The organism is Glycomyces salinus, assembly GCF_016428645.1.
Classification (GTDB): domain Bacteria; phylum Actinomycetota; class Actinomycetes; order Mycobacteriales; family Micromonosporaceae; genus Glycomyces; species Glycomyces salinus.
Map to the genome: position 1 here is coordinate 16,500 of NZ_JAELXW010000076.1, position 24,625 is coordinate 41,124.

25 protein-coding genes and 2 tRNA genes are annotated in these 24,625 nt (G+C 69.6%); 16 read left to right on the plus strand and 11 right to left on the minus strand.

Features of this window, described 5'->3' with window-relative positions:
- Nucleotides 1-35 precede the first annotated feature (35 nt).
- The 7 genes from JFB92_RS18415 to JFB92_RS18445 all read left to right on the plus strand — a co-directional run bounded on the left by JFB92_RS18415 (nt 36) and on the right by JFB92_RS18445 (nt 4,290).
- Nucleotides 36-296 carry a hypothetical protein gene (locus JFB92_RS18415; RefSeq protein ID WP_199042249.1) on the plus strand — a complete coding sequence of 87 codons (261 nt, stop codon included), beginning with the start codon at nt 36-38 and terminating at the stop codon, nt 294-296.
- A 38-nt stretch (nt 297-334) separates the two neighbouring features.
- A complete protein-coding gene (locus tag JFB92_RS18420; protein ID WP_199042251.1) occupies nt 335-2,845 on the plus strand; it encodes a putative bifunctional diguanylate cyclase/phosphodiesterase in 2,511 nt (836 codons plus the stop codon).
- 75 nt (nt 2,846-2,920) lie between these two features.
- Nucleotides 2,921-2,993, plus strand: a tRNA-Thr gene (locus tag JFB92_RS18425).
- A 94-nt stretch (nt 2,994-3,087) separates the two neighbouring features.
- Nucleotides 3,088-3,159, plus strand: a tRNA-Met gene (locus JFB92_RS18430).
- A gap of 103 nt (nt 3,160-3,262) precedes the next feature.
- Complete coding sequence (gene rpmG, locus JFB92_RS18435) at nt 3,263-3,430, plus strand: 50S ribosomal protein L33 (protein WP_199042253.1); 168 nt, start codon at nt 3,263-3,265, stop codon at nt 3,428-3,430.
- Nucleotides 3,431-3,448: 18 nt separating this feature from the next.
- Nucleotides 3,449-3,877, plus strand: a complete 429-nt coding sequence (locus JFB92_RS18440; protein WP_199042255.1) for an FAS1-like dehydratase domain-containing protein — start codon at nt 3,449-3,451, stop codon at nt 3,875-3,877.
- Nucleotides 3,874-4,290, plus strand: a complete 417-nt coding sequence (locus JFB92_RS18445) for a MaoC/PaaZ C-terminal domain-containing protein (protein ID WP_199042257.1) — start codon at nt 3,874-3,876, stop codon at nt 4,288-4,290. Before JFB92_RS18440 ends, JFB92_RS18445 begins: the two co-directional genes overlap by 4 nt.
- Here JFB92_RS18445 and JFB92_RS18450 read toward each other — a convergent pair.
- Nucleotides 4,274-5,125, minus strand: coding sequence for a 3-hydroxyacyl-CoA dehydrogenase family protein (locus JFB92_RS18450; protein ID WP_199042260.1), 852 nt, complete (start codon nt 5,123-5,125; stop codon nt 4,274-4,276). The two genes, JFB92_RS18445 and JFB92_RS18450, sit on opposite strands and share 17 nt — an antisense overlap.
- Before the next feature lie 25 nt (nt 5,126-5,150).
- Here JFB92_RS18450 and JFB92_RS18455 point away from each other — a divergent pair, with 25 nt between their 5' ends.
- The 5 genes from JFB92_RS18455 (at nt 5,151) to yjfF (ending at nt 10,606) form a co-directional block, all read left to right on the plus strand.
- The gene (locus tag JFB92_RS18455; protein ID WP_199042262.1) at nt 5,151-5,732 is read left to right on the plus strand and encodes a cob(I)yrinic acid a,c-diamide adenosyltransferase; all 582 of its coding nucleotides are present in this window, start codon (nt 5,151-5,153) and stop codon (nt 5,730-5,732) included.
- 143 nt (nt 5,733-5,875) lie between these two features.
- Nucleotides 5,876-6,907 (plus strand): ABC transporter substrate-binding protein, encoded by a 1,032-nt coding sequence (locus tag JFB92_RS18460; protein ID WP_199042264.1) that lies wholly within the window; start codon nt 5,876-5,878, stop codon nt 6,905-6,907.
- Nucleotides 6,908-7,014: 107 nt separating this feature from the next.
- Nucleotides 7,015-8,532, plus strand: a complete 1,518-nt coding sequence (locus tag JFB92_RS18465; RefSeq protein ID WP_199042266.1) for a sugar ABC transporter ATP-binding protein — start codon at nt 7,015-7,017, stop codon at nt 8,530-8,532.
- Nucleotides 8,529-9,584, plus strand: coding sequence for an ABC transporter permease (locus JFB92_RS18470; RefSeq protein ID WP_199042267.1), 1,056 nt, complete (start codon nt 8,529-8,531; stop codon nt 9,582-9,584). The genes JFB92_RS18465 and JFB92_RS18470 overlap by 4 nt, the downstream gene beginning before the upstream one ends.
- Nucleotides 9,581-10,606, plus strand: coding sequence for a galactofuranose ABC transporter, permease protein YjfF (yjfF, locus tag JFB92_RS18475; protein WP_199042268.1), 1,026 nt, complete (start codon nt 9,581-9,583; stop codon nt 10,604-10,606). Before JFB92_RS18470 ends, yjfF begins: the two co-directional genes overlap by 4 nt.
- Before the next feature lie 53 nt (nt 10,607-10,659).
- Here yjfF and JFB92_RS18480 read toward each other — a convergent pair whose 3' ends face one another.
- The gene (locus JFB92_RS18480; protein WP_233163487.1) at nt 10,660-12,858 is read right to left on the minus strand and encodes a heavy metal translocating P-type ATPase; all 2,199 of its coding nucleotides are present in this window, start codon (nt 12,856-12,858) and stop codon (nt 10,660-10,662) included.
- Between the two features lie 205 nt (nt 12,859-13,063).
- On the opposite strand from JFB92_RS18480, the gene JFB92_RS18485 reads away from it, so the two are divergent.
- The 4 genes from JFB92_RS18485 to JFB92_RS18500 all read left to right on the plus strand — a co-directional run bounded on the left by JFB92_RS18485 (nt 13,064) and on the right by JFB92_RS18500 (nt 16,756).
- Nucleotides 13,064-13,987, plus strand: a complete 924-nt coding sequence (locus tag JFB92_RS18485; RefSeq protein WP_199042269.1) for an ABC transporter ATP-binding protein — start codon at nt 13,064-13,066, stop codon at nt 13,985-13,987.
- Entirely contained in the window at nt 13,984-14,835 is an 852-nt protein-coding gene (locus tag JFB92_RS18490; protein ID WP_307789209.1) for an ABC transporter permease, read from the plus strand. Before JFB92_RS18485 ends, JFB92_RS18490 begins: the two co-directional genes overlap by 4 nt.
- A 37-nt stretch (nt 14,836-14,872) precedes the next feature.
- Nucleotides 14,873-15,073 (plus strand): helix-turn-helix transcriptional regulator, encoded by a 201-nt coding sequence (locus JFB92_RS18495; RefSeq protein ID WP_199042307.1) that lies wholly within the window; start codon nt 14,873-14,875, stop codon nt 15,071-15,073.
- 171 nt (nt 15,074-15,244) lie between these two features.
- Nucleotides 15,245-16,756 (plus strand): alkaline phosphatase D family protein, encoded by a 1,512-nt coding sequence (locus JFB92_RS18500; protein ID WP_199042270.1) that lies wholly within the window; start codon nt 15,245-15,247, stop codon nt 16,754-16,756.
- A gap of 52 nt (nt 16,757-16,808) precedes the next feature.
- Here the strand turns inward: JFB92_RS18500 and JFB92_RS18505 are convergent, their stop codons facing one another.
- The 9 genes from JFB92_RS18505 to JFB92_RS18545 form a co-directional block, all read right to left on the minus strand.
- Nucleotides 16,809-18,044 carry a serine hydrolase domain-containing protein gene (locus JFB92_RS18505; protein WP_199042271.1) on the minus strand — a complete coding sequence of 412 codons (1,236 nt, stop codon included), beginning with the start codon at nt 18,042-18,044 and terminating at the stop codon, nt 16,809-16,811.
- Nucleotides 18,045-18,148: 104 nt separating this feature from the next.
- Nucleotides 18,149-18,577, minus strand: a complete 429-nt coding sequence (locus JFB92_RS18510; RefSeq protein ID WP_199042272.1) for a DUF2550 domain-containing protein — start codon at nt 18,575-18,577, stop codon at nt 18,149-18,151.
- A gap of 2 nt (nt 18,578-18,579) precedes the next feature.
- Nucleotides 18,580-18,861 carry a F0F1 ATP synthase subunit epsilon gene (locus JFB92_RS18515; RefSeq protein ID WP_199042273.1) on the minus strand — a complete coding sequence of 94 codons (282 nt, stop codon included), beginning with the start codon at nt 18,859-18,861 and terminating at the stop codon, nt 18,580-18,582.
- Between the two features lie 204 nt (nt 18,862-19,065).
- A complete protein-coding gene (locus JFB92_RS18520) occupies nt 19,066-19,743 on the minus strand; it encodes a Crp/Fnr family transcriptional regulator (RefSeq protein ID WP_199042274.1) in 678 nt (225 codons plus the stop codon).
- A gap of 336 nt (nt 19,744-20,079) precedes the next feature.
- The gene (locus JFB92_RS18525; protein ID WP_199042283.1) at nt 20,080-21,291 is read right to left on the minus strand and encodes a MarP family serine protease; all 1,212 of its coding nucleotides are present in this window, start codon (nt 21,289-21,291) and stop codon (nt 20,080-20,082) included.
- Between the two features lie 54 nt (nt 21,292-21,345).
- On the minus strand, nt 21,346-22,020 hold the full coding sequence (locus tag JFB92_RS18530) for an NUDIX hydrolase (protein ID WP_199042285.1): 675 nt from the start codon (nt 22,018-22,020) through the stop codon (nt 21,346-21,348).
- Nucleotides 22,017-22,586 (minus strand): TlpA family protein disulfide reductase, encoded by a 570-nt coding sequence (locus tag JFB92_RS18535; protein WP_199042287.1) that lies wholly within the window; start codon nt 22,584-22,586, stop codon nt 22,017-22,019. Before JFB92_RS18535 ends, JFB92_RS18530 begins: the two co-directional genes overlap by 4 nt.
- Entirely contained in the window at nt 22,583-23,347 is a 765-nt protein-coding gene (nth, locus tag JFB92_RS18540; RefSeq protein ID WP_199042289.1) for an endonuclease III, read from the minus strand. Before nth ends, JFB92_RS18535 begins: the two co-directional genes overlap by 4 nt.
- Nucleotides 23,348-23,375: 28 nt before the next feature.
- Nucleotides 23,376-24,470 carry a S8 family serine peptidase gene (locus tag JFB92_RS18545; RefSeq protein ID WP_199042291.1) on the minus strand — a complete coding sequence of 365 codons (1,095 nt, stop codon included), beginning with the start codon at nt 24,468-24,470 and terminating at the stop codon, nt 23,376-23,378.
- Between the last annotated feature and the right edge of the window lie 155 nt (nt 24,471-24,625).

The window sequence follows — 24,625 nt, forward strand, 5'->3', positions numbered from 1 at the left end:
GCAGCCCTTCCCCTGTGGGAGAGGACTGTGGCACCATGGGCTTGACTGGTCCCCACGACTATCCGAACGACACAATCACGGGAGGCCTCGTGAATCCGAAGAGACTTTTCAAGAAGCTCGGCGCTCTAGCGGCGACCGGACTTCTCGCACTGGGTCTTCTCGCCGGGGTTGCCTCGGCCGCCTCAGCCAATTCGAGTGGGGAATTCGCCGGTGGCAGTTCCGGTGAGGTCAACTCCGCTGGAGGCGTCGGCGACATCGAGTACACGTCGGAGTCCAGCAGCGGTGAGGTCAACTAGTGACCTCCCGTTCGCCCGGCACCCGATAGGGCGAGTCGGTGATCCGTGAGCGGTATCCCACCCTGTTCAAGGTCCTGCCGTGGCTGATCACCGGTCTCGTCCTCGGGGTGGCCGTCGGCGCCCTGGTGTGGTTCGGCCCGCCTGAGGTCTTCCCCCCGTTCGAAGTCGCGTTGCTCGTCGCGGCCTTCTTGGTCACACAGGGCCTGCTGGTCCAGTACAACGCGCGCGGCATGGGGTTCGCCTTCAACCTCACCGACATCCCCTTGGCCGTCGCGATCTTCTTCGTGCCGCCGTTCTGGCTGGTCGCGGCCAGGCTCGCCTCATCGCTGATCTTCTACGCCACGCGGTACGCGCGCCAGGAGATCGGCGTCCTCAAGCCGCTGTTCAATGTCGGCCTGACCGTAAGCGGCACTGCGGTGGTCGCCGGGATCGTCCAGGTGGTCGGGGTCGGCGGGGCCACCGATCCGCGCACTTGGGCCGTCATCGTCGGGGCGATCGTCGTCAACGGCTTCGTCACCACGGTCTGGATCTCGACCCTGCTGCTCGCCCTCTCCGGCTGGGACAGTGTCGTCAAGGCATGGCAGGGCTACTTCCTGACCTTGATCGGTCCCCTGCTCGCCGCCAGCGTCGGCCTGATCTTCCTGGTGCTCCTCGACGCCTCTCCGTGGACGGCTTTCCTCATCGGCTTCATCTCGGGGGCCGTGTACCTCTTGGCGCGCAGTTACATGCGGTTGCGCCGCCAGCGCCACATCCTCGGCGAGCTCAACAACTTCACCCAGCTCGTGGCCGACTCGGTGCGGTCGAACCGCCTCATCGACGCCATGCTGGGGCGGCTGCGCGAGATCCTGTCGGCCGAGTCGGCCACGGTCTGGGTGCCCGCGGGAGGGCGCTACCCGGAGATCCGGCTGACCGCCGAACTCGACGAGATCGGTCTGACCGACCTCGACCCGGTCCCGCAGCGCCTCCAAAGAGAAGTCATCGACTCGGCGAAGCCGATGCTCATCGACGCCAAATCAGGCACACGGCGCCAGCGCGAGATCCTCGACGAGGCCGGGTTGAAGGGCGCCATACTGGTGCCGCTCCGCGCCGGGGACGATGTATACGGTTGCCTGTCCCTGGCCGACCGCATCGGCGGGGAGCTGGCGCGATTCACCTTCGTCGACCTCGAACTGCTGGAGACCATCGCCGCGCACGTGTCGGTCGCCGTCGACAACTCCCGACTGATCGACCAGCTCGGCTACGACGCCAGCCACGACCCGCTCACGAAGCTGCCCAATCGGCGCAGATCCCTGGAGGCCCTTCAGGAGGCGCTTTCCATCACCGTGCCGGGCGAGGTCGTGGCCGTCCTCATGTTCGACATCGACGGGCTGCACGAGATCAACGACGCCCTCGGCCACGAAGCCGGCGACGCACTCCTGGTCGAGTTCGGCGAGCGGTTGACCGAGCGCGCCCCCGACGCCTCGTTCATCGGCCGCATCGACTCCGACGAGTTCATCCTCCAGACCCGCCTGCCCTCGACCGACGCCGCCGTCGAGACCGCCCGCCGCCTGCGCCAGGCGCTCAGCGGGCCCATCGAGTTCGGCGGCGTCGCCGTCGACGTCTCGGCGGCCGTCGGCGTGGTCACCCACCCCGACTTCGCCACCGACGCCGACGAGCTCCTCCAGCGGGCCGACACCGCCACCCGCCAGGCCAAGAGCTCCAGTGACGGCGTCCAGGTCTACCACTCGGGCCTCGAGTCCGAGAGCCTGCGGCGGATCGGCCTGGCCGCCGACCTGCGCCGCGCCCTCGACCGGGCCGAGCTCGAGGTGCACTTCCAGCCCAAGGTCCGGCTCGCGACCGGCCGGCTGGCGGGGGCCGAGGCGCTCGTCCGCTGGTCCCACCCGACCTACGGGCCGGTGCCGCCCGAGGAGTTCATCGCCATCGCCGGGTCCACGGGCCAGCTGGGCCGCCTCACCGAGCAGGTCCTCGACGAGGCCCTGCGGTACGCGGCCGAATGGGACCTCGGTTCCGGTCCGCTTCCGATGGCCGTCAACCTCTCACCGCGCACGCTCGCCGACGTCGGCTTCCCCGGCCGGGTCGCCGAGCGGCTGGACGCCCACGGCATCGCCCCGGGCCTGCTGACCTTCGAGATCACCGAGGACGACATGGTCGCCGACGGCTCGCGGCTCTCGCCGGTCCTCGACCGGCTCCACGAGATGGGCGTCCGGCTGTCGGTCGACGACTTCGGCACCGGCTACTCGTCCCTGTCCTACCTGCGGCGGCTGCCGATCCAGGAGATCAAGATCGACATGCGATTCGTCCAGGGAATGGACACCGACGCCGACGACCGGGCCATCGTCAAGGCCGTCCTGGGCCTGGCCCGGCACTTCGACATCGACGTGGTCGCCGAGGGCATCGAGTCCCACCGCACCCTCGACCAGCTGCGCGAACTGGACTGCGAGACCGGCCAGGGCTACTACTTCTCCCGGCCCCTGCCGCCGGACCGCTTCGTCGCCTGGCTGCGCTCGCAGGGCGACGGCACCGGGCCCGGCCGGCTCCATGTGGTCTGAACCGCATCGGCCGCCCCGTTTAGGAACGGCGGCCGGGATCATGTACTCTTGTCAAGGCCGCGTGAGAGCGCGAGCGCCCCAATAGCTCAGTCGGCAGAGCGTCTCCATGGTAAGGAGAAGGTCAACGGTTCGATTCCGTTTTGGGGCTCGGAAGCACTGCTCTGACCACCTCGGTGAAGCTTGCGAACCGTAAGTCGGTCCAGTGTTTTGACTGCCCGTCCATTCGATGGCAGTGGGCACACGGCGGTGTAGCTCAGTGGTAGAGCAAACGACTCATAATCGTTGTGTCGGCGGTTCGATCCCGCCCATCGCTACGCCAACAAGCGTTGACTACCCTAGCTGAGCTAGGCTGGCCAACGCTTTATTTCTGTTCGCACCCGCGGGCCCGGGGCCCGCACTCAGAGGAAGGCACTCATCGTGGCCAAGGCTACCGACGTTCGCCCGAAGATCACCATGGCGTGCGTGGAGTGCAAGGAGCGCAACTACATCACGAAGAAGAACCGGCGGAACAACCCCGACCGGCTCGAGCTCCAGAAGTACTGCCCGCGCTGCAAGACCTCGCGTATCCACAAAGAGACCCGCTAAGGTCCGCACCGCCCCGGCATGCTCAACGCTTCGTATGTAGGCCGGTCCCTGCCGACCACCGACCCGGTTGAGATAACCGCCGAATCCGTCGCCCGCTTCGCGGCGGCGCTCGGTCTCTCCGGCGTGCCCGCCGCGTCGGGCGCGGTCCCGCCGACCTACCTGATCACCCTCACCCTGCCCGCGGCCGAGCGGCTCGTCGACGACCCCGATTTCGGGCTGGACTGGTCGAAGGTGCTGCACCGCGACCAGCGATTCGCCTACCACCGCGAGGTGCGGCCGGGGACCTCGGTCACCTGCACCTCCACCATCGAGTCGATCAAGACCGTCGCCGGGAACGACCTGCTGTCCCTGCGCACCGACGTCGCCGACGCCGACGGCCTGGTCGCCGAGTCCTGGACGACATTGTTCGTCGCGGCGGCGACCGACGCGGCGGGAGAGGCCGCATGAAGGAATTCACCCCGGGCGACGTGGTGTTCACCACCGCCTTCCCCGTCCAGCGCGCCGACCTGGCCGCCTACGCCGAAGCCTCCGGCGACCACAACCCCATCCACCTCGACCGGGCCGCCGCCGAGGCCGCCGGGCTCCCGGACGTGATCGCCCACGGCATGTTCACCATGGGCCTGGTCTCCCGGGCCGTCGTCGAATGGGTCGCCGAATCCGGCCTGGAGGCGAGCCTGACCGACTTCTCGGCCCGCTTCGCCAAGCCGGTCGTGGTCCCCGCCGAGGGCGGCACCACCGTCGAGATCGAGGCGAAGGTCCGCAAGGCCGAGGCCGACTCCGTCGAGCTGGCGATCACGGCCCGCTCCGGCGGCGAGAAGGTCCTCGCCCCGGCCCGCGCCACCCTCACCGCTCGTAGCTGAAGAAGCCCTTCCCGGACTTGCGGCCCAGTTCTCCGGCCGCGGCCATGCGGCGCAGGATCGCCGGCGGGAAGAACTTCGCGTCGGCGGTGTCTTCGTAGATGTTCTCGGTGGCGTGCGCGATAACGTCGATCCCGGTCAGGTCCGCCGTGGCCAGCGGCCCCATCGGGTGCCCGAACCCGAGCCTGCACGCCGTGTCCAGGTCCTCGGCCGAGATCACCCCGTCCTCGACCAGGGCCGCCGCCTCGTTGATGAACGCGCAGATCAGCCGGGTGGTCGCGAAGCCCGCCACGTCCCGGTTGACGACCACGCAGGTCTTGCCGCAGCTCTCTGCGAACTCGCGGGCCCTGGCCAGGGCCTCGTCGCCGGTGTGCAGGCCCCGGACCAGCTCGCAGAGCTTCATCATGGGCACCGGCGAGAAGAAGTGGGTGCCCACGACCCGCTCCGGCTCGGACGCGGCGGCGGCTATCTCGGTGATCGGAATGGCCGAGGTGTTGGTGGCCAGGACCGTCTCGGCCGGGCAGATCGCCGAGAGCCGCCCGAAGACCTCCCGCTTGACGTCGAGGCGCTCGAAGACGGCCTCGACGACGATCTCGGCCTCGGCGGCCGTCTCCATGTCGGTGGTGTGGGCGATGCGGTCCTGGGCGGCCTGGGCGTCGTCCTCGCCGACCCTGCCCTTCGCGACGAAGCGCCCGAGCGAGTCGGCGACGGCGGTCTGGGCCCGCTCCAGCGCCCGCGGATCGGTGTCGATCAGCGACACGCTCCATCCGGCCAGCCCCGCGACCTGCGCGATCCCCGAACCCATCAGACCCGAACCGATTACCGCTATCTGAGACATGGCCAGAGGCTATACGGTGGTCGGTATGGCGGTCAATCTCACCAAGATCTACACCAAGACCGGCGACGACGGCACCACCGGGCTCGCCGACTTCAGCCGGGTTCCCAAGACCCATCCGCGCCTGGCCGCCTACGGCGACGTCGACGAGGTGAACGCCGCGGTCGGGTGCGCGCTGGCGCTCGGCGGCGCGGAGGTCGCCGAGCGGATCACCGAGGTGCTCCTGGCGGTCCAGAACGACCTGTTCGACGTCGGCGCCGACCTGTCGACCCCCGTCGCCGAGGACCCGAAGCACCCGCCCCTGCGGATCGACCGGGACTACGTGACCCGGCTCGAAGGCTGGATCGACGAATTCAACGCCGAGCTCCAGCCGCTGCGCTCCTTCATCCTCCGCGGCGGCGCCCCGGGGGCGGCGCTGCTGCACCAGGCGTGCACGGTGGCCCGCCGCGCCGAGCGCTCGACTTGGACGCTCCTGGAGGCCGAGCCGGAGACCACGCACGAGCTGCCGGTCACCTATCTCAATAGACTGTCCGATCTGCTGTTCGTGCTGGCACGCACCGCGAACCGCGGTGAGGATGTGCTTTGGCGACCAAAGGGATCACAAGAGTAACTCCAGTAGACTTCTGCCCCTTTTTGCGCTGTGTTGCCAAATTGTTACTACGGGGATGGTCGGCGGGCGCTTGACCTACGCACTGTTACCGATAAAAATGAAGCGAAACTCCTCGATCCAACCTTGTAGAAAGGTCCCTCAGCATGCTTAAGAAAACCCTTGCCGGTCTCGGGGCGGGAGCGCTTCTCCTCGGCATGACCGCCTGCGGCACCGAAGGCGGCGGCGGAAGCGGCGGCGACGGCAACGGCGGATGCGTCAGCGAAGGCGGCGGCGGAGCGAGCGACGACGGACTGGTCGTCGGCTTCGCCCAGGTCGGCGCCGAATCCGCTTGGCGCACCGCCAACTCCGAATCCGTGCAGTCGGCCGCCGAGGCCGACGACCGCATCGCCGAGCTCCAGTTCGTCGACGCCCAGCAGGAGCAGGAGAACCAGATCGAGGCGATCCGCACGTTCGTCACCCAGCAGGTCGACGTCATCGTCCTGGCACCTGTGGTCGAGACCGGTTGGACCGACGTGCTCACCGAGGCCTGCGACGCCGGCATCCCGGTCATCCTGGCCGACCGCGGCATCGAAGACGCCGACGAGGACCTCTACGTCACCCGCCTCGGCTCCGACTTCGTCGAAGAGGGCCGCAAGGCCGGCGCCTGGACCGTCGAGACCTTCGCCGACGACGACAACACCCGCATCCTCGAACTCGAGGGCACCGTCGGCTCGGCCCCGGCCAACGACCGCAACTCCGGCTTCTTCGACGTCCTGGACGAGGAGAGCCTGCCCTACGAGCTGGTCGACTCCCAGTCCGGCGACTTCACCGCCGAAGGCGGCAAGTCGGTCATGGAGACGTTCATCTCCACCCACGGCCTCGACGACATCGACCTCCTCTACGCCCACAACGACGAGATGGGCCTGGGCGCCATCCAGGCCATCGAAGAGGCCGGCTACACCCCCGGCGAGGACATCCAGATCATCATCGTCGACGGCTCCAAGGCCGGCTTCGAGGCCGGAGTCGCCGGCAAGCTCAACTACATCGTCGAATGCAACCCCGTCTTCGGCGAGCAGCTGATGGACGTGGCCGTGCAGGTCGCAGAAGGCGAGGAGCTCGACAAGTTCACCGCCGTCGAGGAGTCGGTCTACGGGCCCGACGACTTCGAGGCAGAGGTCGACAACCGGCAGTTCTAGCCCCGTTTCGCACAACCGAATCGGCCGTCCGGGCGCAAGCGCCCGGACGGCCCGAGCCACGCCAGCGACCCTGCCGGCAGCTCTGTCCAGACAGAAGGTATGAGCCCATGTCCGACGCGCCGATCGTCCAGATGACCGGCATCACGAAGGACTTCACCGGCGTCCGCGCCCTCGACGGCGTCGACTTCACCCTCCGCCGCGGCGAGATCCACGCCGTCATGGGGGAGAACGGCGCCGGGAAGTCCACACTGATCAAAGTCCTCACCGGCGTCCACGACCCCGACGCCGGCCGGATCCTGCTCGACGGCGAGCCGGTCCGCTTCCACAGCCCCGGCCAAGCCCAGGCCGGCGGCATCTCCACGGTCTACCAGGAGGTCAACCTCACCGACAACCTCTCGGTCGCAGAGAACCTCCTGGCCGGGCGCGAACCGCGCCTGGGCCCGTTCATCAACTTCCGCGCCATGCGGCGCAAGGCCAAGGCACTGCTCGACGAGATCGGCATCGACCTCAACGTCGCCGCGCCCCTGTCGTCCTACTCGATCGCCATGCAGCAGCTGGTCGCCATCGCCCGCGCGATCGACATCGACGCCAAGGTCCTCATCCTCGACGAGCCGACCTCCTCGCTCGACCGCGACGAGGTCGCCGTGCTCATGCGCGTCATGCGCTCCCTGGCCGAGCGCGGCACCGCCATGGTCTTCATCTCCCACTTCCTCGACCAGGTCTACGAGATCTGCGACCGGATGACCGTGCTGCGCAACGGCACCCTCATCGGCGAGTGGGCCGTCTCCGAGCTGCCCGAGTCCGAACTCATCGGGCACATGCTCGGCCGAGAGGTCCAGACCCTCGGCGCGCTCGAGCACCGAGCCGCCCGGCACCGGCCCGACGACGACGTCCTCGTCTCCGCCCGAGGACTGGGCCGCAAGGGCTCGGTCAGCCCGTTCGACCTCGACATCCGGCCCGGCGAAGTGGTCGGCCTGGCCGGGCTGCTGGGCTCGGGCCGCACCGAGACCGCCCGCCTCATCGCCGGCGCCGACCGCGCCGACTCCGGCGCGCTCGAATTCCGAGGGGAGCGCCTCCGCGGCCACAATCCGCGCACCGCCTCCGCCCGCGGCATCGGCTTCTGCCCCGAGAACCGCAAGACCGAAGGGCTCGTCGGCGACCTGACCGTCGCCGAGAACATGATCCTGGCCATGCAGGCCGCCCGCGGCTGGGCCCGCACCGTCCCGCCGGCCCGCCGCGACGCCCTCGTTGCCGAGTTCATCGAGAAGCTCGACATCCGCCCGGCCGACCCCGATCTGCCGGTCAAGAACCTCTCCGGCGGCAACCAGCAGAAGGTCCTCCTGGCCCGCTGGATGCTCATCGAACCCCGGCTGCTGATCCTCGACGAGCCCACCCGCGGCATCGACGTCGGCGCCAAGGCCGACATCCAGCGCCTGGTCAACGAGCTGTCCGAGGACGGCATGGCCGTCCTGTTCATCTCCGCCGAGCTCGAAGAGGTCACCCGCCTGTCGGACCGCATAGCCGTCCTGCGCGACCGGGAGCTCATCGACATCCTCCACCAGGAGTCCGACATGACCACCGACCGCATCGTGGAGACGATCGTCGAGAAGGGCGGTGACAAGTGAACGCGTATCTGAAGCGGCTGATCTGGCCCCTGGCGGTCCTGGTCACGCTCATCGTCGTCAACATCGCCCAGACGGGCTTCGACTTCATCGTCCCCAGCGTCCACGACGGACGCCTCGGCGGCGCCTTCGTCAACATCCTGCGCAACTCGGTCCCGCTGCTCCTGATCGCCCTGGGCATGACCCTGGTCATCGCCACCAAGGGCATCGACCTCTCGGTCGGCGCCGTATACGCGATCGGCGCGGCCATCGCCTGCCAGTGGATCATCGACCGCGACCAGTCCGCGTTCGGCACGATCCTGACCGCGGTCATCCTGGCCCTGCTGGTGGCCGCGGTCATCGGGGCCTGGAACGGCGCCATGGTCGCCTACTTCGGCGTCCAGCCGATCGTGGCCACCCTCATCCTCATGATCGCCGGAAGAGGCATCGCCCAGCTCATCACCGGCGGCCAGATCCCCTCGGTCTCGGACAGCACCCCGTTCGTCGAGCTCGGGCGCGGCGCCATCGCCACGATCCCGGTGCCGATCGTCATCGGCGTGCTCGTCTTCGCCGTCCTGGCGCTGCTGACGCGCACCACCGCGCTCGGGATGCTCCTGGAGGCCGTCGGCGGCAACCCGGCCGCCTCCCGCCTGGCGGGCATCCGCTCCAAGGGGATCACGATCCTGGCCTACCTGGTGTGCGGGTTCTGCGCTGGACTGGCCGGCCTGATCGGCGCGGCCAACCTCGGCAGCGCCGACGCCAACAACGGCGGCCTGTGGATCGAACTGGACGCGATCCTCGCGGTCGTCATCGGCGGCACCGCCCTGATCGGCGGGCGGTTCTTCCTGCTGGGCACGGTCATCGGCGTGGCCATCATCGAGACCCTCAACGTCACGATCATCAACGTGGGGCTGTCGAGCCAGTGGCAGTTCACGGCCAAGGCCATCGTGGTCTTCGTCGTGGCGGTGCTCCAGAGCCCCGAGTTCCGGGCCTGGCTGCTCAAACCCTTCCGGCGACCGGACGGCGGCGAACCGGCTCCCGAGCCGGCCGACGACAAGGAGGCTCTGGCGAAATGAGCACCACCGTCACCGAGCGCCCCTCGCGCACGACCCTGTTCGACGGCCTCGGCCGCTACATCCCCATCGGCGTCACCGTCGCGCTGCTGATCGTGATGTACCTGGGCGGCATCGCCGCCTTCCCCCGCTTCAGCAGCCCCCAGGTGATCGCCAGCCTGTTCATCGACAACGCGGCGCTGCTCATCATCGCCGTGGGCATGACCTTCGTGATCCTCTCGGGAGGCATCGACCTCTCGGTGGGCTCGATGATGGCGTTCTCGACCATGTCGATCGCGGCGCTGACCGTCGACCTCGGCGTGCCTGCCGAGGTCGCCGTGGCGGCGGTGCTGGCCTTCGGGACGCTCTCGGGCCTGTTCACCGGCGCGGTCATCCACTACTTCAACGTGCAGCCGTTCATCGCCACGCTGGCCGGGCTGTTCCTCTACCGCGGCCTGACGCTCCAGCTCTCCGACCACGACGTGTCCATGCGGGACATCGCGTTCTTCGACTGGGGCATGCTCCGCATGGACTTCGCAGGGGGCCAGCGCGACGGCGGGTTCAGCCTCCCGAACATCTCGTTCATCGCCCTCGCGGTCGTCATCGTGGCGTTCATCGTCCTGCACTACACGCGCTTCGGCCGCGGCGTCTACGCCGTGGGCGGCTCGGAGTCCTCGGCGCTGCTGATGGGGCTGCCGGTGGCGCGCACCAAGGTCGGGGTGTACGCGGTCAGCGGCTTCTGCGCCGCGCTCGGCGGCGTCGTGGCCGCCTACTACACCAAGAGCGCGAACCCGCTGGCCGGAGTCGGCCTGGAGCTGGACGCGATCGCCGCGGTGGTCATCGGCGGGACGATCCTGACCGGCGGGACCGGCTTCGTGCTCGGCACCGTCGCCGGAGTCATGGTCATGGGCCTGCTGACGACGCTCATCGCCTTCCAGGGCGATCTGAGCTCGTGGTGGGCCCGGATCGTGGTGGGCGTGCTGCTGCTGGCGTTCATCCTGCTCCAGCGCTTCCTCAGCCGCTCGGGGGAGAAGCGGCGAACCTAGTACAGCTCGCACGGCGGGGCCTCGGACCGATCGGTCCGAGGCCCCGTCCCCGCTCAGGAAGCCGGGGTGAGGCTGACTCGGCGCAGGGTCTGGGCGTTCAGAGCGACCACGATCGTCGAGGCCGACATGAGCACCGCCCCGACCGCCGGGCTCAGCGTGAACCCGATGCCCGCCAGGACTCCGGCCGCGAGGGGGATCGCGATGATGTTGTACCCGGCGGCCCAGCCGAGATTCTGGACCATCTTCCGGTAGGAGGCCCTTGAAAGCCGCCGCACGCCGCCGACGCCGCGCGGGTCCGAGGAGGCCAGGACCACCCCGGCCGACTCGATCGCCACGTCGGTCCCGGCGCCGATGGCGATGCCGACGTCAGCGCGGGCCAGCGCCGGAGCATCGTTGACGCCGTCGCCGACCATCGCGACGATGTGGCCCCTGGCCTGGAGATCGGCCACGGCCCGGTCTTTGTCGGCGGGCAGCACTTCGGCGAAGACCTCGTCGCGACCGGGCTCGAAGCCGAGGTCGTCGGCGACCGCCCGGGCGACGGCCTCCGCGTCGCCGGTGATCATGGCGATCTTGGAGACCCCTTGGGCCCTGAGGTCCTCGATCGCCTCGCGAGCCTCGGGCCTGACCCGGTCCTCCAGGGCGAGCGCCCCGACCGCGGCGGGCTCGTCGCCGAGCGCCACGAGGTACAGGACCGTCGCGCCCCTCCCGGACCAGGAGTCGACGTCGCCGTGAAGCTCTTGGGGCGGTTCGACCTCGAGCTCCCGCAGGAGCGCCGGGCCGCCGACCGCGTAGCGGCGGCCGTCGACGGTGGCCTCGACGCCCTTGCCGGTGCGGGAGCGGAAGTCCCGGGCCCTGGCGCCCTCGCCGTGCTCGTGTCCGTGGTGGTTGACGATCGCGCGGGCCAGCGGGTGCTCGGAGTCGGACTCGACCGCGGCGGCGATGTGCAGGACCGCGTCGGAGTCGAAGTCGGCCGTGCCGACGATGCCGGCAACGGCGTGCTCGCCGGCGGTCAGGGTTCCGGTCTTGTCGAACAGGACGGTGTCTACCGTCCTCATGCGCTCGATGGCGAGTCGGTCTTTGACCAGGATGCCCGTCTTGGCCGAGACTGCCGTGGTGATCGAGACGACCAGCGGGATGGCCAGCCCGAGCGCGTGCGGGCACGCGATGACCAGGACCGTGACGGTGCGGACCACACCGTCGGAGACCGATCCGGCCAGCGACCAGGCGATGAAGGTGATCGCACCGGCGGCGACGGCCACGTAGAACAGGAGCGCCGCGAAGCGGTCGGCGAGCACCTGGCCGCGGCCGCGGGAGGACTGGGCCTGGGAGACGAGACGCTGGATCCCGGCCAGGGCGGTGTCGTCGCCGATCGCGTCGATGCGGACGCGGACGGCCGAGTCGGTGGCGACGGTCCCGGCCACGACCCTCTCGCCGGTCTCGCGGGGGACCGGGCGGGACTCGCCGGTGATCATGGACTCGTCCATCTCGGCCGCGCCCTCGACGATCTCGCCGTCGGCGGGGACGCGGGAGCCGGAGCGGACCAGGGCGACGTCGCCGACGCGCAGCGACGAGGCAGGGACGGTCTCGGCCGATCCGTCGTCACTGACGCGCTCGGCCTCGTCGGGCAGGAGCGCCGCGAGGGCTGCCAAAGCGCCCCGGGCCTGGCCGACGGCCTTCATCTCCTGCCAGTGGCCGAGCAGCATGATGGTGACCAGTGCCGCCAGTTCCCACCAGAAGTCGAGGTCGAACAGGCCGAAGGCGGTGGCCAGGGACGCGATGAAGGCGACGGTGATCGCCGTCGAGATCAGCAGCATCATTCCCGGCTCGCGGTCGCGGACCTCGCTGACGCCACCGGCGAGGAACGGCCGGCCGCCGTAAAGGAACACGAACGTGCCGAGCACGGGACCGACGAGTTCGATCCCGGGGAAGTCGAGCGAGTATCCGAACCAATCCATGATCATCGGACTGGTGACGAGGATCGGCACGCTCAGGATGAGGCTGAGCCAGAACTTCTTGCGGAATGCCTCCGGGTCGTGACCGGCGTGCTTGTCGTGGCCGCCGTGCCCGGAGTGGCCCATGTCGGCCATGTCGTGCCCGGCGTGTCCGCCATCGCGGTGGTCTGAGCCGTGGTCGTGCCCTGATCGCTCCTCATGCCCGCCGGCTTCGGTTCCAGCGGCGGCGCGGTGGGAGTGCGGTGGGGCCTCACCCTGTTCGGTGTGCCCGGCGTGTCCGCAATCGTGGTGGTCGCTCATCGGGTTCCTCCCGGTCCTCGTGTCACCCTCGGGCATATACCTCAGGGGGGTATATGTGCAAGCTTGTTCAACGCCCCCTCCGCGAACAGTATTCCCGGGCCGGAGCGAACTATTCGATAGCTCAGGTCGCTCGGTATTGCAGAGGTATGCATCAAGATGTAGTATCTCTACTATCAAACGGGTGAGACCTATGACGGAGGTGATCATGGCGAACTCACCGGCTCCCGGAGGGCCCGCCGTCGCCGTTTCCGATCTGCGGATGCGATACGGCGACAAGGACGTCCTCACCGGCGTCGACTTCGAGCTCCAACCGGGAGGCGTCACCGCGCTGCTCGGTCCCAACGGAGCGGGCAAGACCACCACGGTGGAGATCCTCGAGGGCTTCCGGGCCCGCAGCGGAGGCGACGTCGAGGTCCTCGGAACCGACCCCGACCACGGCGACGAGCGCTGGCGCGCCCGCATGGGCATCGTGCTCCAGGAGTGGCGCGACAACCACAAATGGCGGGTCCGCGACCTCCTGGCCCACTTCGCCGAGTACTACCGCCCCTATTCCCGGCCGTGGGACGCCGATGAGCTGCTCGAACTGGTCGGCCTCACCGACCAGGCGGGACAGCGCATCATGACCCTCTCCGGAGGGCAGCGCCGCCGCCTCGACGTGGCCGCCGGCATCGTCGGGCGCCCCGCCCTGCTGTTCCTCGACGAGCCGACCACCGGCTTCGACCCCCACGCCCGCCGCGAGTTCCACGATCTCATCCACAGGCTCTCCGACCTCGAGAGCACCACCATCCTGCTCACCACCCACGACCTCGACGAGGCCGAGAAGCTCGCCGAGCGCATCCTGATCCTCGCCGGAGGCCGCATCATCGCCGACGGCTCGCCCGACGCGCTGGCGCGCGCCGCCGCCACCACCGCCGAGGTCAAGTGGATCCAGGACGGCAGACTCCAGGTACACGCCACCGACGACGCGACCGCGTTCGCGCGCAAGCTCCTCGCGACCGACGACGGCGCGGTCACCGACCTGGAGATCCACCGCGCCAGCCTCGAAGAGGCCTACCTGACGCTCGTGGAGCAGTTCGAGGCAGGCGAGGCCGACGCCGCGATCGACACGTTTCAGGAGGTCACGAAGTGAACCCCACCGCACACGCCTACCGGACCGGATGGCGGCGCGCGCTCATCGAGACGAGGATCTCGCTGACCACTCCGTCCGACCTCATGGGATTCATGCTCCCGGTCGGCATCATGGTGACCGTTCTGCTGTTCCTGCGCGGCGTCGACATCGAGGGCACCTCGGTCTCCCTCGGCTCGATGAGCATGCCGAGCCTGATCGGCATGATGATCGTCTGGAGCGGAGTCCTCGGGGTCCAAGGCGTGCTCGTCATGGACCGGACCAACGGGACCCTGCTGCGCGCCAAGTCGATGCCCGGAGGCATGACCGGCTACCTCATCGGTCACCTCGGATCGATCGCGATATTCATCGCGTTCAGCGTCACGGTGCTCATGATCGTCGGCCTCGTCTTCTTCGACGGACTCGCCTTCGCCTCGCCCGACCGGTGGCTCCTCTTCGTCGCCGTCTTCGCGCTCGGCCTGGCCGCGACGATGCCCATGGGCGCCGTCCTCGGCGCGCTCATCGACAACCCGCGCAACATGGGCCTGGTCATGATGCCGTTCATGGGCTTGATCGCGATTTCGGGGATCTTCTATCCGATCACGGCCCTGCCCGGCTGGCTCCAGGTGATCGGACAGGTCTTCCCGACCTACTGGCTCGGGCTGGGGATGCGGCACGCCATGCTGCCGGACGCCGCGGTGGCGGTGGAGATAGGCGACAGCTGGCGGACGCTTACGATGTTCGTCGTGCTCGCGGCCTGGGCGGTCGTGTCCATGGCGCTGGCGCCGAAGCTGCTGAGCCGCATGGCCCGACGCGAGTCCGGGTCCAGCATGGCGGCGAGGCGCAAGCTGGTCGAGCAGAACTGGGGGTAGGACCGTGGCCGACGACGTCGTATACAACCGCATCGCGATGCTGCGTGCCGAGAGGGGCATCACGCGCCGCCAGCTCGCCGATGCGCTCGGCGTGCACTACCAGACCGTCGGCTACCTCGAACGCGGCGAATACAGCCCCAGCCTCCACCTGGCCCTCAAGATCGCCGAGTACTTCGAGGTTCCTGTCGAGGTCGTCTTCGCCACGAAACCGTTTCCGCGCCTCGGCGTGGAAGCCTGAGCTCGGTCCGCGCCTCGGCACCGAAACCTGACCGAACCCGCAAAGGAAACCGGGAAACCCGGCCCTGCGCCTCACCCGAGGCGCAGGGCCTTTTGTTCACTTGCGAGACACCGAAGCGTCGAACGGGCCTGCGAGCGTAAGAGCGATACCGACCCCACGGTGACTGGAGTTATGACAGTGAACATCGCAAGACGACGACTGCTCGCCGCCGGAGCCGGCGGCGCGGTCTTGCTGGGCACCCCCGGCGTCTCCCATGCCTCCTCCCGGCCCCGGCTCACCCACGGCGTCCAGACCGGGGACGTCACCGAACGCAGCGCCATCATCTGGACCCGCGCCGACCGGCACTCCAAGATGGTCGTCGAGGTCTCCGAACGCCCCGACTTCAAGCACGCCAGGACGATCCGCGGCCCACGGCTGAGCGAGAGGGGCGACTACACCGGCAAGCTCCGCGTACGCGGCCTGGAGCCCGGCGAGCGCTTCTACTACCGCGTCACCGCCGAGGGCGAGCACGACTCCGAGCCGCTGACCGGCTCGTTCACCACCGCCTCCGATGCGGCCGAGGACATCCGCTTCCAGTGGTCCGGCGACCTCGCCGGCCAGGGCTGGGGCATCAACCCCGACTTCGGCGGCTTCCGGATCTTCTCGACCATGGCCGAGTCCGAACCGGACTTCTTCGTCAACTCCGGCGACTACTACTACGGCGACGGGCCGCTGTCGGAGACCGTCGAACTCCCCGACGGCTCGACCTGGCGCAACGTCGTCACCGACGCGAAGTCCAAGGTCGCCGAGACTCTCGGGGAGTACCGCGGACAGTACAAGTACAACCTGACCGACGACAACCTGCGCTCCTACCTGTCCCGGGTGCCCATGGTCAACCAGTGGGACGACCACGAGGTGGTCAACAACTGGTACCCCGGCGAGATCCTCGACCTGGACGAGTACACCGAGAAGGACGTCGACGTGCTCGCCGCCCGCGCCCGGCAGGCGTTCGCCGAGTACACCCCGAGCGGCCTCGGCCTCCACGGCGCGCGCCGCATGTACCGCAGGATCTCCTACGGCCCGCTGCTGGACCTGTTCGTGCTCGACATGCGCACTTACAAGGACATCAACGGCCCGAACGACTCCGAGGACGGCGGCCTCCTGGGCAGGCGGCAGCTGGCCTGGCTCAAGCGCGAACTGCGGTGCTCCAGGGCCACCTGGAAGATCATCGCCGCCGACCTCCCGATCGGCCTGGTCGTCCCCGACGGCTCGGCCGCGTTCGAGGGCATCGCCCAGGGCGACGACGGCGAGCCGGCCGGCCGCGAGGCCGAGATCGCCGACCTGCTGTCCTACGCCAAGCGGCACGAGGTCAAGAACATGGTGTGGCTGACCGCCGACGTCCACTACACCGCCGCCCACCACTACAGCCCTGACCGGGCCGCGTTCCAGGACTTCGACCCGTTCTGGGAGTTCGTCTCCGGCCCGCTCAACGCTGGCGGCTTCGGACCCAACGCCCTGGAGGGCACCTTCGGCCCCGAAGCGGTCTTCGTCTCGGCCCCGCCGCAGGCCAACACCTCTCCGGCCGGGGGCTACCAGTTCTTCGGCGAGGTCCACATCGACGCCGAGACCGAGACCTGCGAGGTGGCCCTGCGCGACATCGACGGCAACACCCTCTTCACCCGACCGATCGAACCGACAGCCTGACAGAAATCTGAGGCGGGGCCGCGCAGCGGCCCCGCCTCAGATTCGGTGGTGTTCAGAGTAGTGCGGGTTCCTCGGACGGGAGTTGGTCGGTGAGGGTGGAGGCTTGGCCGGCTTCGAGGTCGTCGATGTCGAGGCCGCACATCGTGGCCAGGAGGAGCCCGGCGTAGGCGTATTGGAACTCCTCGGGGTCGGCGTAGCCGTGGCGGTCGTCGACGTTCATCGTGAACGTCATGTCGCGGTCCCCGTCGGGGGAGTGGAACGACAGGGTCTGGTGGCCCAGGCCGCCGCCGTTGTGGCCGATCGACGCCTCGCCTTCGGGGCAGATCTGGTATTCCATGAGCCCCAGCCCGTACCCGAAGCCGAAGTCGGTGTCGACGAACTCGGACGCCTCGTCCAACTGCTCGGCGGTCAGGAGGGTGCCGTCGAGGTAGGCGTCCCAGAAGTCGTTGACGTCTTCGGTGGTGGAGATCACCCCGCCCGCGGCCCACAGTTGGCTGTTCGACAGCCGCGTGGTGTCGAACAGCGGATCGTCCTCGTCGCCGGTGGTCAAGTACGGCACCGGGTTCGGGCCCCAGATCCCCCAGGCGCGTCCGGGAGGCAGGTAGGAGTCCCACATGCCGGCCGGCCAGAAGACTCGCTCTCGCAGCTCGTGGCGGAGCTTGCTTCCGGTGACCTCCTCGATGAGGAGCCCGAGCGCCATGTAGCCGGTGTTGGAGTACGACCAGTCGGTGCCCGGCTCGAACAGCTGCGGGTCCTGGGTGCCGATCTCGACCAGTTCCTCGGCGCTGTAGTGCTCGCGGTGGCCGTCGACGACGTCGCTGATGTCGTTGTCGATCAGCGACGGGTACAGGTAGCCGAAGTACTCGGGCAGGCCGCCGGTGTGGCTCAAGACCTGCCGGATCGTCGGCTCGTCCTCGTAGGGCAGGAGCCCCGGCAGGTGGTCGGAGATCCGGCCGTCCAGGTCGAGCTCGCCCTCGGCGTCGAGCTGGAACAGGACGGTGGCGACCATCGGCTTGGTGATGCTGGCGATGCGGAACCGATCGTCCTCGTCGACGTCGAACCAGGGCCACTCGAGGTTGCGGGGCCCGACCGAGTCCGACCAGGACTGGTCGCCGTCCCGGACCTCGGCGATGAGTGAGTATCCGGTGGCCTCATGGAAATCCTCGAGTTTCTGCTCGAGGAGCGCCTCGTCGAGGCCGGATTCGGAGGGTTCCTGTGCGGTGGCGGTGGCGGGGAGCGCTATGAGGCTCAAGGCCAGCGCACCCGCGATGGGGAGGTGTCTGCGCATGCCTCCACGCTAGGGGCGCGGGGCGCCGCGAACCACACCTGCGAGAGGGATATTCGCATCCCCCGATGGAGGGAGCCGCTTCCTCCGTTGGGAGTACTCGGGCGCTAACGAAAGAGGCCGCCCCCAGGGGGGGCGGCCTCGAGCCAGGAGAGGAAGCCGGTGATGGCGGAGTCGGTCATCGCCAACTCGAACTCGCCGCGCGAACTCTTGCATAGCAGGATCGCCACGTCGGGCGGGAAGATCTGGGCCTCGCCGCCGACCGGCTCGCGCCGCTCGGATACTTCGAGGTCGGTGCGCGCCAAGGTGTACCGGGGCCCCAGCGCGAGGGAGAACATGCGGTACCAGCGCAGCGTGCCGCTCTCGTAGACCGCGAAGCCGGGGGCCCAGCCGCGGCCGGGCATGCGCCGGGAGATCCTGGCGGCCATGGCCACCGAGCCGTAGCGCGACAGCGCCGAGCGCCGCACGTAGGCGAGGAGCAGGAACACCGCGACTGCCACCGCCAGAGCGGCGACGACGAGCAGTGCCTCCACCATGGTCAGGCCGCGGTGGGCTCGACAGCCTCGGCGGTCTCGGCCAGGACCGTGACGCCGTCGGTGGTCACCGAGAGGAATCCGCCATCGATCCGCCAGGCCCGCTCCGGCTCGCCGTCGGCCTGCACGCGGACGACGCTGCCGACCTGGAGCTCGCCGAGCATCGGCTGGTGACCGGGGAGAACTCCGAGTTCCCCTTCGGTGGTGCGGGCGTAGACCGCGGTCGCGTCGCCGGTCCACACCTTCGACTCGACGGCTACGACCTCTACGTTCAGTTGCCCTGCCACTGGCGCTCCTTACAGCAGATTCCGAGGTTGGTTAACGGAAGTCTAGACGCACGAGCGCGACTCGTCGAATCCGCCGTCGCCTCCGAGCCGCCCGGTGAGGCCGGTTCACGGCTCGGCGGCGGGGAACCGGACCCGAATATCACCCGTAGAGATGAGGCGACCCCCGGCCGAACGGCCGGGGGTCGCCACTGGATCGTCCGGGCCTCAGACGCGGGCGCGGCGCGCCAGGCGCTCGGGGTCCATGATGATGACGCTCTTGCCGTCCAGGCGCAGCCAACCGCGTCCGGCGAAGTCGGCCAGGGCCTTGTTGACCGTCTCGCGGGAGGCGCCGACGAGCTGCGCCAGCTCCTCCTGGGTCAGGTCGTGAGTGACGCGCAGCACGCCGCCGTCGCGGGTGCCGAAGCGGCTCGCCATGTGCAGCAGGGCCTTCGCGACGCGGCCGGGCACGTCGGTGAAGATCAGGTCCGCCATGGAGTCGTTGGTGCGGCGCAGACGGCGGGCGACGACCCGCAGCAGCTGCTCGGCGATCTCGGGCCGGTTCGCCAGCCACGGACGCAGCGCGGTCTTGGACAGCCGAGCCAGCCGGGTGTCGGTCAGTGCGGTGGCGGTGGCGGTGCGCGGGCCCGGGTCGAACAGGGCCAGCTCGCCGACCATGTCGGAGGGGCCCATGACCGCGATCAGGTTCTGGCGGCCGTCGGCGGAGCGGCGCCCGAGCTTCACCTTCCCGGACATGACGATGTAGAGACTGTCGCCCGGCTCGTTCTCGGTGAAGACGGTCTGGCCCTTGTTGACGTCGATGTACTCCATCTCTTTGATGAGCGACTCGACAGCTTCGGGGTCGACGCCCTTGAACAGCGCGGCCCTGGCCAATACATCTTCCATGTCCGTTCGCACCTTTCTTCAACGCACCGCTAGTGCAAGTACTGAGTCTATGCCTCTTGTCCGCATTGCGGGAGCGAGACCCCCGTAAATCCACATGCGCACTGTCGGCGCCGATATCGACATTCGTCCGAATGAATGCGCCAGCGCAGTTCCGGGCATCACACAGTGAGCGGCGGTACGGCAAGCGAGCAGGGGTTTCACCCGAAAATCGCAGTTTCGACCGGCGGCGACCGCTACAGCCTACCGCTTATGTGACGCCACGCCCAGCCTTGAGCTGCCGAACCGTCCGGATTCGCCCCCGGACGAGCGTGATTCGCTCGTGCGGTGTGCTCACGATTACGTGCAAGAACCGGTGCCGACCGGCTCTGTTGCATTCCTTCCCTCATCCAGCGACTCGGACGCCTCGGCCATCGTCAGCGCGTATCCGGTCTCGGGATCGTCGACCGCGGCAGCGAAGATGACCCCGAAGACCTCCCCGTCCGAAGTGAGGATGGGGCCGCCGGAGTTCCCGCCGATGATCTGCGCGTACAGCTGGTAGACCTCGCGGGTGACCGTGCCGGAGTCGTAGATGTCCGGGCCCGAGACGACCCGCGACTCGCGGATGCGCGCGGCCGTCGGCGTGTACCCGCCGCCGCCCGGGTAGCCCAGGACGATCCCGTCGTCGCCGGATTCGGCCACCGAGTCGGTCAGCGGCAGCGCCGGGGCGTCGAGGCCGTCGACGCGCAGCACCGACATGTCGACCTCGGAGTCGAACACCACCACCTCGGCCTCGAGCAGCGACCCGCCGGACTCGACCAGGACCTCGTCGGTCCCGGCCACCACGTGGGCGTTGGTCGCCACCAGGTCGTCGCCGAACACGAAGCCCGAGCCCTGGATCTGCCGGTCGCACTCGGGGGCGCGGCCGTGGATCTTCAGCACCGACGCCTGGGAGTTCACCACCACCTGGGAGGCGGCCAGCTCGGGGTCGGGCGGGTCGACCGGGCGCACCGGGGTCGGGTCGATCCCGGAGAACACGTCGGGGAACTCCGAGGTGCTCAGCGAGTCGCGCATCGAGTCGTAGACGCCCCGGACCGCTTCGGGCATGTTCTCGTCGATGGTGCCCACCAGGCTCGAGTGGCGCACGGCACTGGCGACCGCGTGCATCCCCGAGCTCGCCAGCGGCGCGGCGGCCATCCAGGTCACCAGCAGCACGGCCAGCACCGACACTATGGGCCCGGCCAGGTGGTCCAGGCGCCGCCCGTTCCGGGTCCGAAGGCGCCTGCGCAGCTTGAAGCCGAGGGCGGTGAACAGGGCCTGGCCGCTGAGCGCGAGGGTGAACACGACCACGAGCGCGGCGACGAGCTTGGCGAGCGGGTCGGAGTACAGGTCGGCTGCGAACGGCGCGAGCTGGACTCCGGCCAGGGCGCCGCCGAGGAAGCCCATGAAGGTGGCCGCCGAGATGATGAAGCCCTGCCGGTAGCCGTTGATGGCGAACAGGAGCGCGAGCAGAACGATGATCACGTCGACCAGCAGGCCGCCGCCGGTCGTCGACAGCACCTCGTTCTCCATCACCCTCCCTGGTTCGGGCCGAGCCTAATCCAAGCCGTCGAGGGGCGGGCCCGCCTACCGCGGGTCGAGCCGCATCATGCGGCCAGTGTTCCACGGCCTTGCCCAGTGGCCCAAGTCGAGGAGCCACGACAGTACCCCGGCGGTGAATCCCCAGATCAGCGGCACGCCGGGCACGGTGAAGCCGGGCCCGGTCCGGCCCGACGGGTAGCGCACCGATCCCCGGTTCGCCGGGTCGGCGAGCTCGGCGATCGGCACCTGGTGGGCCGCGGCGACCTCGCCGTGGTCGACCGGGTCGACCGGGTGCGGCTCCGTCCACAGCGCCAGCACGGGAGTGACCGCGAAGCCGGAGACGGGGATCCACACCGGAGGGAGCGTGCCGCCGACGGCGACGGTCGACGTTTCGACCCCCAGCTCCTCGGCGGCCTCGCGCAGCGCGGTCGCGGCGGCGTCGGCGTCGCTGGGCTCGGTCGCGCCGCCGGGGAAGGCGATCTCGCCGGGGTGGTGGCGCAGCCCGCCGGCGCGCTCCTGGAGCAGCACGGACGGGCCGGGCCCGCTCTCCCGCAGCAGGACCAGGACGCCGGCGGTGCGGGCGTCGTCGTCGGGGGAGTACAGCAGCGCCGCGTCGCGGGCCGGCGCCGAGACCCGCTCGCCGGTCTCGGCGCGGGAGCTCTCCAGCAGCGGGCCCCACCACGGCGGTGCGGCGGCCTCCGGACTCGGTTCGGCGGTCATTCCAGGTCCAGTCCGAAGGCCGATTCGGCGGTCTCCGTCAGGCTCTCGGTGGTGACCCCGGGCTCGTTGACGACCTCGGCCACGGTCCCGTCCGGGTCCACGAACGCGATCCCCGGCAGGCCGGGGACGCCGAAGGCGGTGCGGAGCTCCTCGTCGGCGTCGAACACCGACGGGAAGGTGAAGTCGAACTCCTCGGCGAACCACCGGCCCTTCTCCCGGGTGTCGGCGGTGTCGACGCCGAGGACGTCGATCCGGTCGCCGAAGGCGCGGTAGAACGCCTCGATCTCGGGGGCCTCCTCGAGGCACGGCTGGCACCAGCTGGCCCACAGGGTGACCACCAGCGGCCGGTCGCCGACGCCGACGGCCGTCTCTGAGCCCTCGCCCAGGCACGGCAGGGTCAGCTCGCCGACGCCGTCGATCGGGTTCGGACCGGATTCGCACCCGACCGACCACGTCGGCTGGGGGTCCTGGTCGGGGATCAGCTCCCGGTCGCCCTCGTCGCCGGGCTCAGAGCATCCGGCGACCGCGAGCAGGGCCGCGGCCGCGGCGGCGAGGAGGCGCCTCATGCGGCGTCCTCGATTCCGGCCAGGGCCGCGAGCCGCGCCCGCTCGGCGTCCGAGCCGCGCAGCTGCGCGAGCGCGGCGGCCGGCTCGGTCGGGCCCTCGCCGTAGGAGGGGCACTGCGCGGCGAGGGTGCAGGCGCCGCAGGCGGGCTTGCGGGCGTTGCACACCCGCCTGCCGTGGAAGATGATCCGGTGGGAGAACATGGTCCACTCGCGCTCGTCGATGAGTTCGGCGAGCTGGAATTCGAGCTTGACCGGGTCCTTGCCCTCGGTCAGACCGAGGCGGCCGGTCAGCCGGATCATGTGGGTGTCGACGGTCAGGCCCGGGACGCCGAAGGCGTTGCCGCGGATGACGTTGGCGGTCTTGCGTCCGACCCCGGGGAGTTTGACCAGCTCCTCCATCCGCTGGGGGAGCCGGCCGCCGTGGCGGTCGACCAGTGCCTTGCCGAGGCCGATGATCGACTTGGTCTTGTTGCGGTAGAACCCGGTGGGGCGGATGATCCGCTCGACGTCCTCGGGGTCGGCCGCGGCGTAGTCGGCGGCGGTCCGGTACTTCTCGAACAGCGCCGGGGTGGTCAGGTTGACGCGCACGTCGGTGCACTGGGCCGACAAGATCGTGGCCACGGCCAACTCGAGGGGGTTCGCGTAGTCCAGCTCGCAGCGGGCATCGGGGTGGGCCGCGGCGAGGAGCCGGTCGATGACGCGGGCGCGGCGCTTCTTGGCCAGGTCGGTCTCGGTGCCATCTTGGCGAAGCTTGCGAGCCATAAATTTGTCCTGCGGGCGTCGGCGGCGGTCACGCAGCCATGTTACGCGGAGCGGCCGCTTCGGCCGAATCCCTGCGGGGCCGCCGTGATCGCAGCAGCAGTGAGACGCAGAGCATTCCGGCCCCCGCCGTGAAGGCGGCGACCGGCCAGGCGCCGGAGGCCTCGGCGGCGGCGCGCATCTCGACCGGGGGCGGCGGGAGCAGGTCGGGGTCGGTCTCCACCGCGGCGGCCGCGTCCACGATCCCGGCTCCCAGGCCCGGCCCGGGGCGGCCGGCGGTGGCGGTCAGGAGCTGGCGGACCTCGGGCGCGGTCAGGTCCGGGTGGGCCGAGCGGACCAGCGCCGCGGCCCCCGACACCACCGCCGAGGCGAAGGAGGTGCCGGTGACGGCCCGGTAGCCGCCGCCCGGTTCGGGCGCGGTGAGCTCGGCACCGGGGGCGGCCAGGTCGGTGGACCCGCCGGTGATGGCGGTGGGCCAGCGCCGGCCGGCCTGGTCGGTGCCGGTCACGGCCAGCACGCGGGCGTCGCTGGCCGGGAACCACACCTGCTCGTCGCCGCCGGCCTCGGCCTGGTTGCCGGTGCAGGCGACGACGACGACGTCGTGGGCGGCCGCGTAGTCGACCGCCTCCCGGAAGGCCGGGGACTCGTAGTGGCCTCCCAGGGACAGGTTGACGACGTCGGCGCCGTTGTCCACTGCCCATTCGACGGCCGCGGCCACCATCGAGGAGTCGTGGTACCGGTTCTCGTCGTCCAGGACCCGCACCGGCAGGATCTCGGCGCCCGGCGCGACGCCGGAAAGGCCCGATTCGGGGCGGCCTGCGATGATCCCGGCCACGGCGGTGCCGTGGCCGACGGGGTCGGCGTGGGCGAAGGCGCGTTCGTAGTCGTCGTGGCCGACATCGCCGCCGAGGGCGAGCAGGCGCGGCTCGGTGCCGGTGCCGGAGTCGACGTAGCTGCGGCCCGGGAGCACCGCACCCAGGAGGTTCGGGTGGTCGGCGTCCACACCGGAATCGACGACCGCGACGGTCACGCCGGTGCCGTCGGCGGTCTCCCAGGCGGTCGCGGCGTCGATGGCGCGCAGGTGCCAGCCGAGCGGATCGACCGCCTCCGAAGGCGCAGACGGCAAGAGCGCCAACAGCGTAGCGCTGGCGCATGCGATAGTGAAGCGAGCAAGGCGGTCCCCCATGAGACCCGGATCGTTACACAGCGATATCGTTCAAGTACGGGAACGACACGCGAACGTCTTTATGATTTCGTTATTTTTGCCCTACTGACGGAAAC

What these genes read in the sequence shown, in the direction of transcription:
- JFB92_RS18415 (WP_199042249.1), top strand. Translation starts at nt 36, where the DNA reads ATGGGCTTGACTGGTCCCCACGACTATCCGAACGACACAATCACGGGA.
- JFB92_RS18440 (WP_199042255.1), top strand. Translation starts at nt 3,449, where the DNA reads ATGCTCAACGCTTCGTATGTAGGCCGGTCCCTGCCGACCACCGACCCG.
- JFB92_RS18445 (WP_199042257.1), top strand. Translation starts at nt 3,874, where the DNA reads ATGAAGGAATTCACCCCGGGCGACGTGGTGTTCACCACCGCCTTCCCC.
- JFB92_RS18450 (WP_199042260.1), bottom strand. Translation starts at nt 5,125, where the DNA reads ATGTCTCAGATAGCGGTAATCGGTTCGGGTCTGATGGGTTCGGGGATC.
- JFB92_RS18455 (WP_199042262.1), top strand. Translation starts at nt 5,151, where the DNA reads ATGGCGGTCAATCTCACCAAGATCTACACCAAGACCGGCGACGACGGC.
- JFB92_RS18460 (WP_199042264.1), top strand. Translation starts at nt 5,876, where the DNA reads ATGCTTAAGAAAACCCTTGCCGGTCTCGGGGCGGGAGCGCTTCTCCTC.
- JFB92_RS18465 (WP_199042266.1), top strand. Translation starts at nt 7,015, where the DNA reads ATGTCCGACGCGCCGATCGTCCAGATGACCGGCATCACGAAGGACTTC.
- yjfF (WP_199042268.1), top strand. Translation starts at nt 9,581, where the DNA reads ATGAGCACCACCGTCACCGAGCGCCCCTCGCGCACGACCCTGTTCGAC.
- JFB92_RS18480 (WP_233163487.1), bottom strand. Translation starts at nt 12,858, where the DNA reads ATGAGCGACCACCACGATTGCGGACACGCCGGGCACACCGAACAGGGT.
- JFB92_RS18485 (WP_199042269.1), top strand. Translation starts at nt 13,064, where the DNA reads ATGGCGAACTCACCGGCTCCCGGAGGGCCCGCCGTCGCCGTTTCCGAT.
- JFB92_RS18495 (WP_199042307.1), top strand. Translation starts at nt 14,873, where the DNA reads ATGCTGCGTGCCGAGAGGGGCATCACGCGCCGCCAGCTCGCCGATGCG.
- JFB92_RS18500 (WP_199042270.1), top strand. Translation starts at nt 15,245, where the DNA reads ATGACAGTGAACATCGCAAGACGACGACTGCTCGCCGCCGGAGCCGGC.
- JFB92_RS18505 (WP_199042271.1), bottom strand. Translation starts at nt 18,044, where the DNA reads ATGCGCAGACACCTCCCCATCGCGGGTGCGCTGGCCTTGAGCCTCATA.
- JFB92_RS18510 (WP_199042272.1), bottom strand. Translation starts at nt 18,577, where the DNA reads ATGGTGGAGGCACTGCTCGTCGTCGCCGCTCTGGCGGTGGCAGTCGCG.
- JFB92_RS18520 (WP_199042274.1), bottom strand. Translation starts at nt 19,743, where the DNA reads ATGGAAGATGTATTGGCCAGGGCCGCGCTGTTCAAGGGCGTCGACCCC.
- JFB92_RS18525 (WP_199042283.1), bottom strand. Translation starts at nt 21,291, where the DNA reads ATGGAGAACGAGGTGCTGTCGACGACCGGCGGCGGCCTGCTGGTCGAC.
- JFB92_RS18530 (WP_199042285.1), bottom strand. Translation starts at nt 22,020, where the DNA reads ATGACCGCCGAACCGAGTCCGGAGGCCGCCGCACCGCCGTGGTGGGGC.
- JFB92_RS18535 (WP_199042287.1), bottom strand. Translation starts at nt 22,586, where the DNA reads ATGAGGCGCCTCCTCGCCGCCGCGGCCGCGGCCCTGCTCGCGGTCGCC.
- nth (WP_199042289.1), bottom strand. Translation starts at nt 23,347, where the DNA reads ATGGCTCGCAAGCTTCGCCAAGATGGCACCGAGACCGACCTGGCCAAG.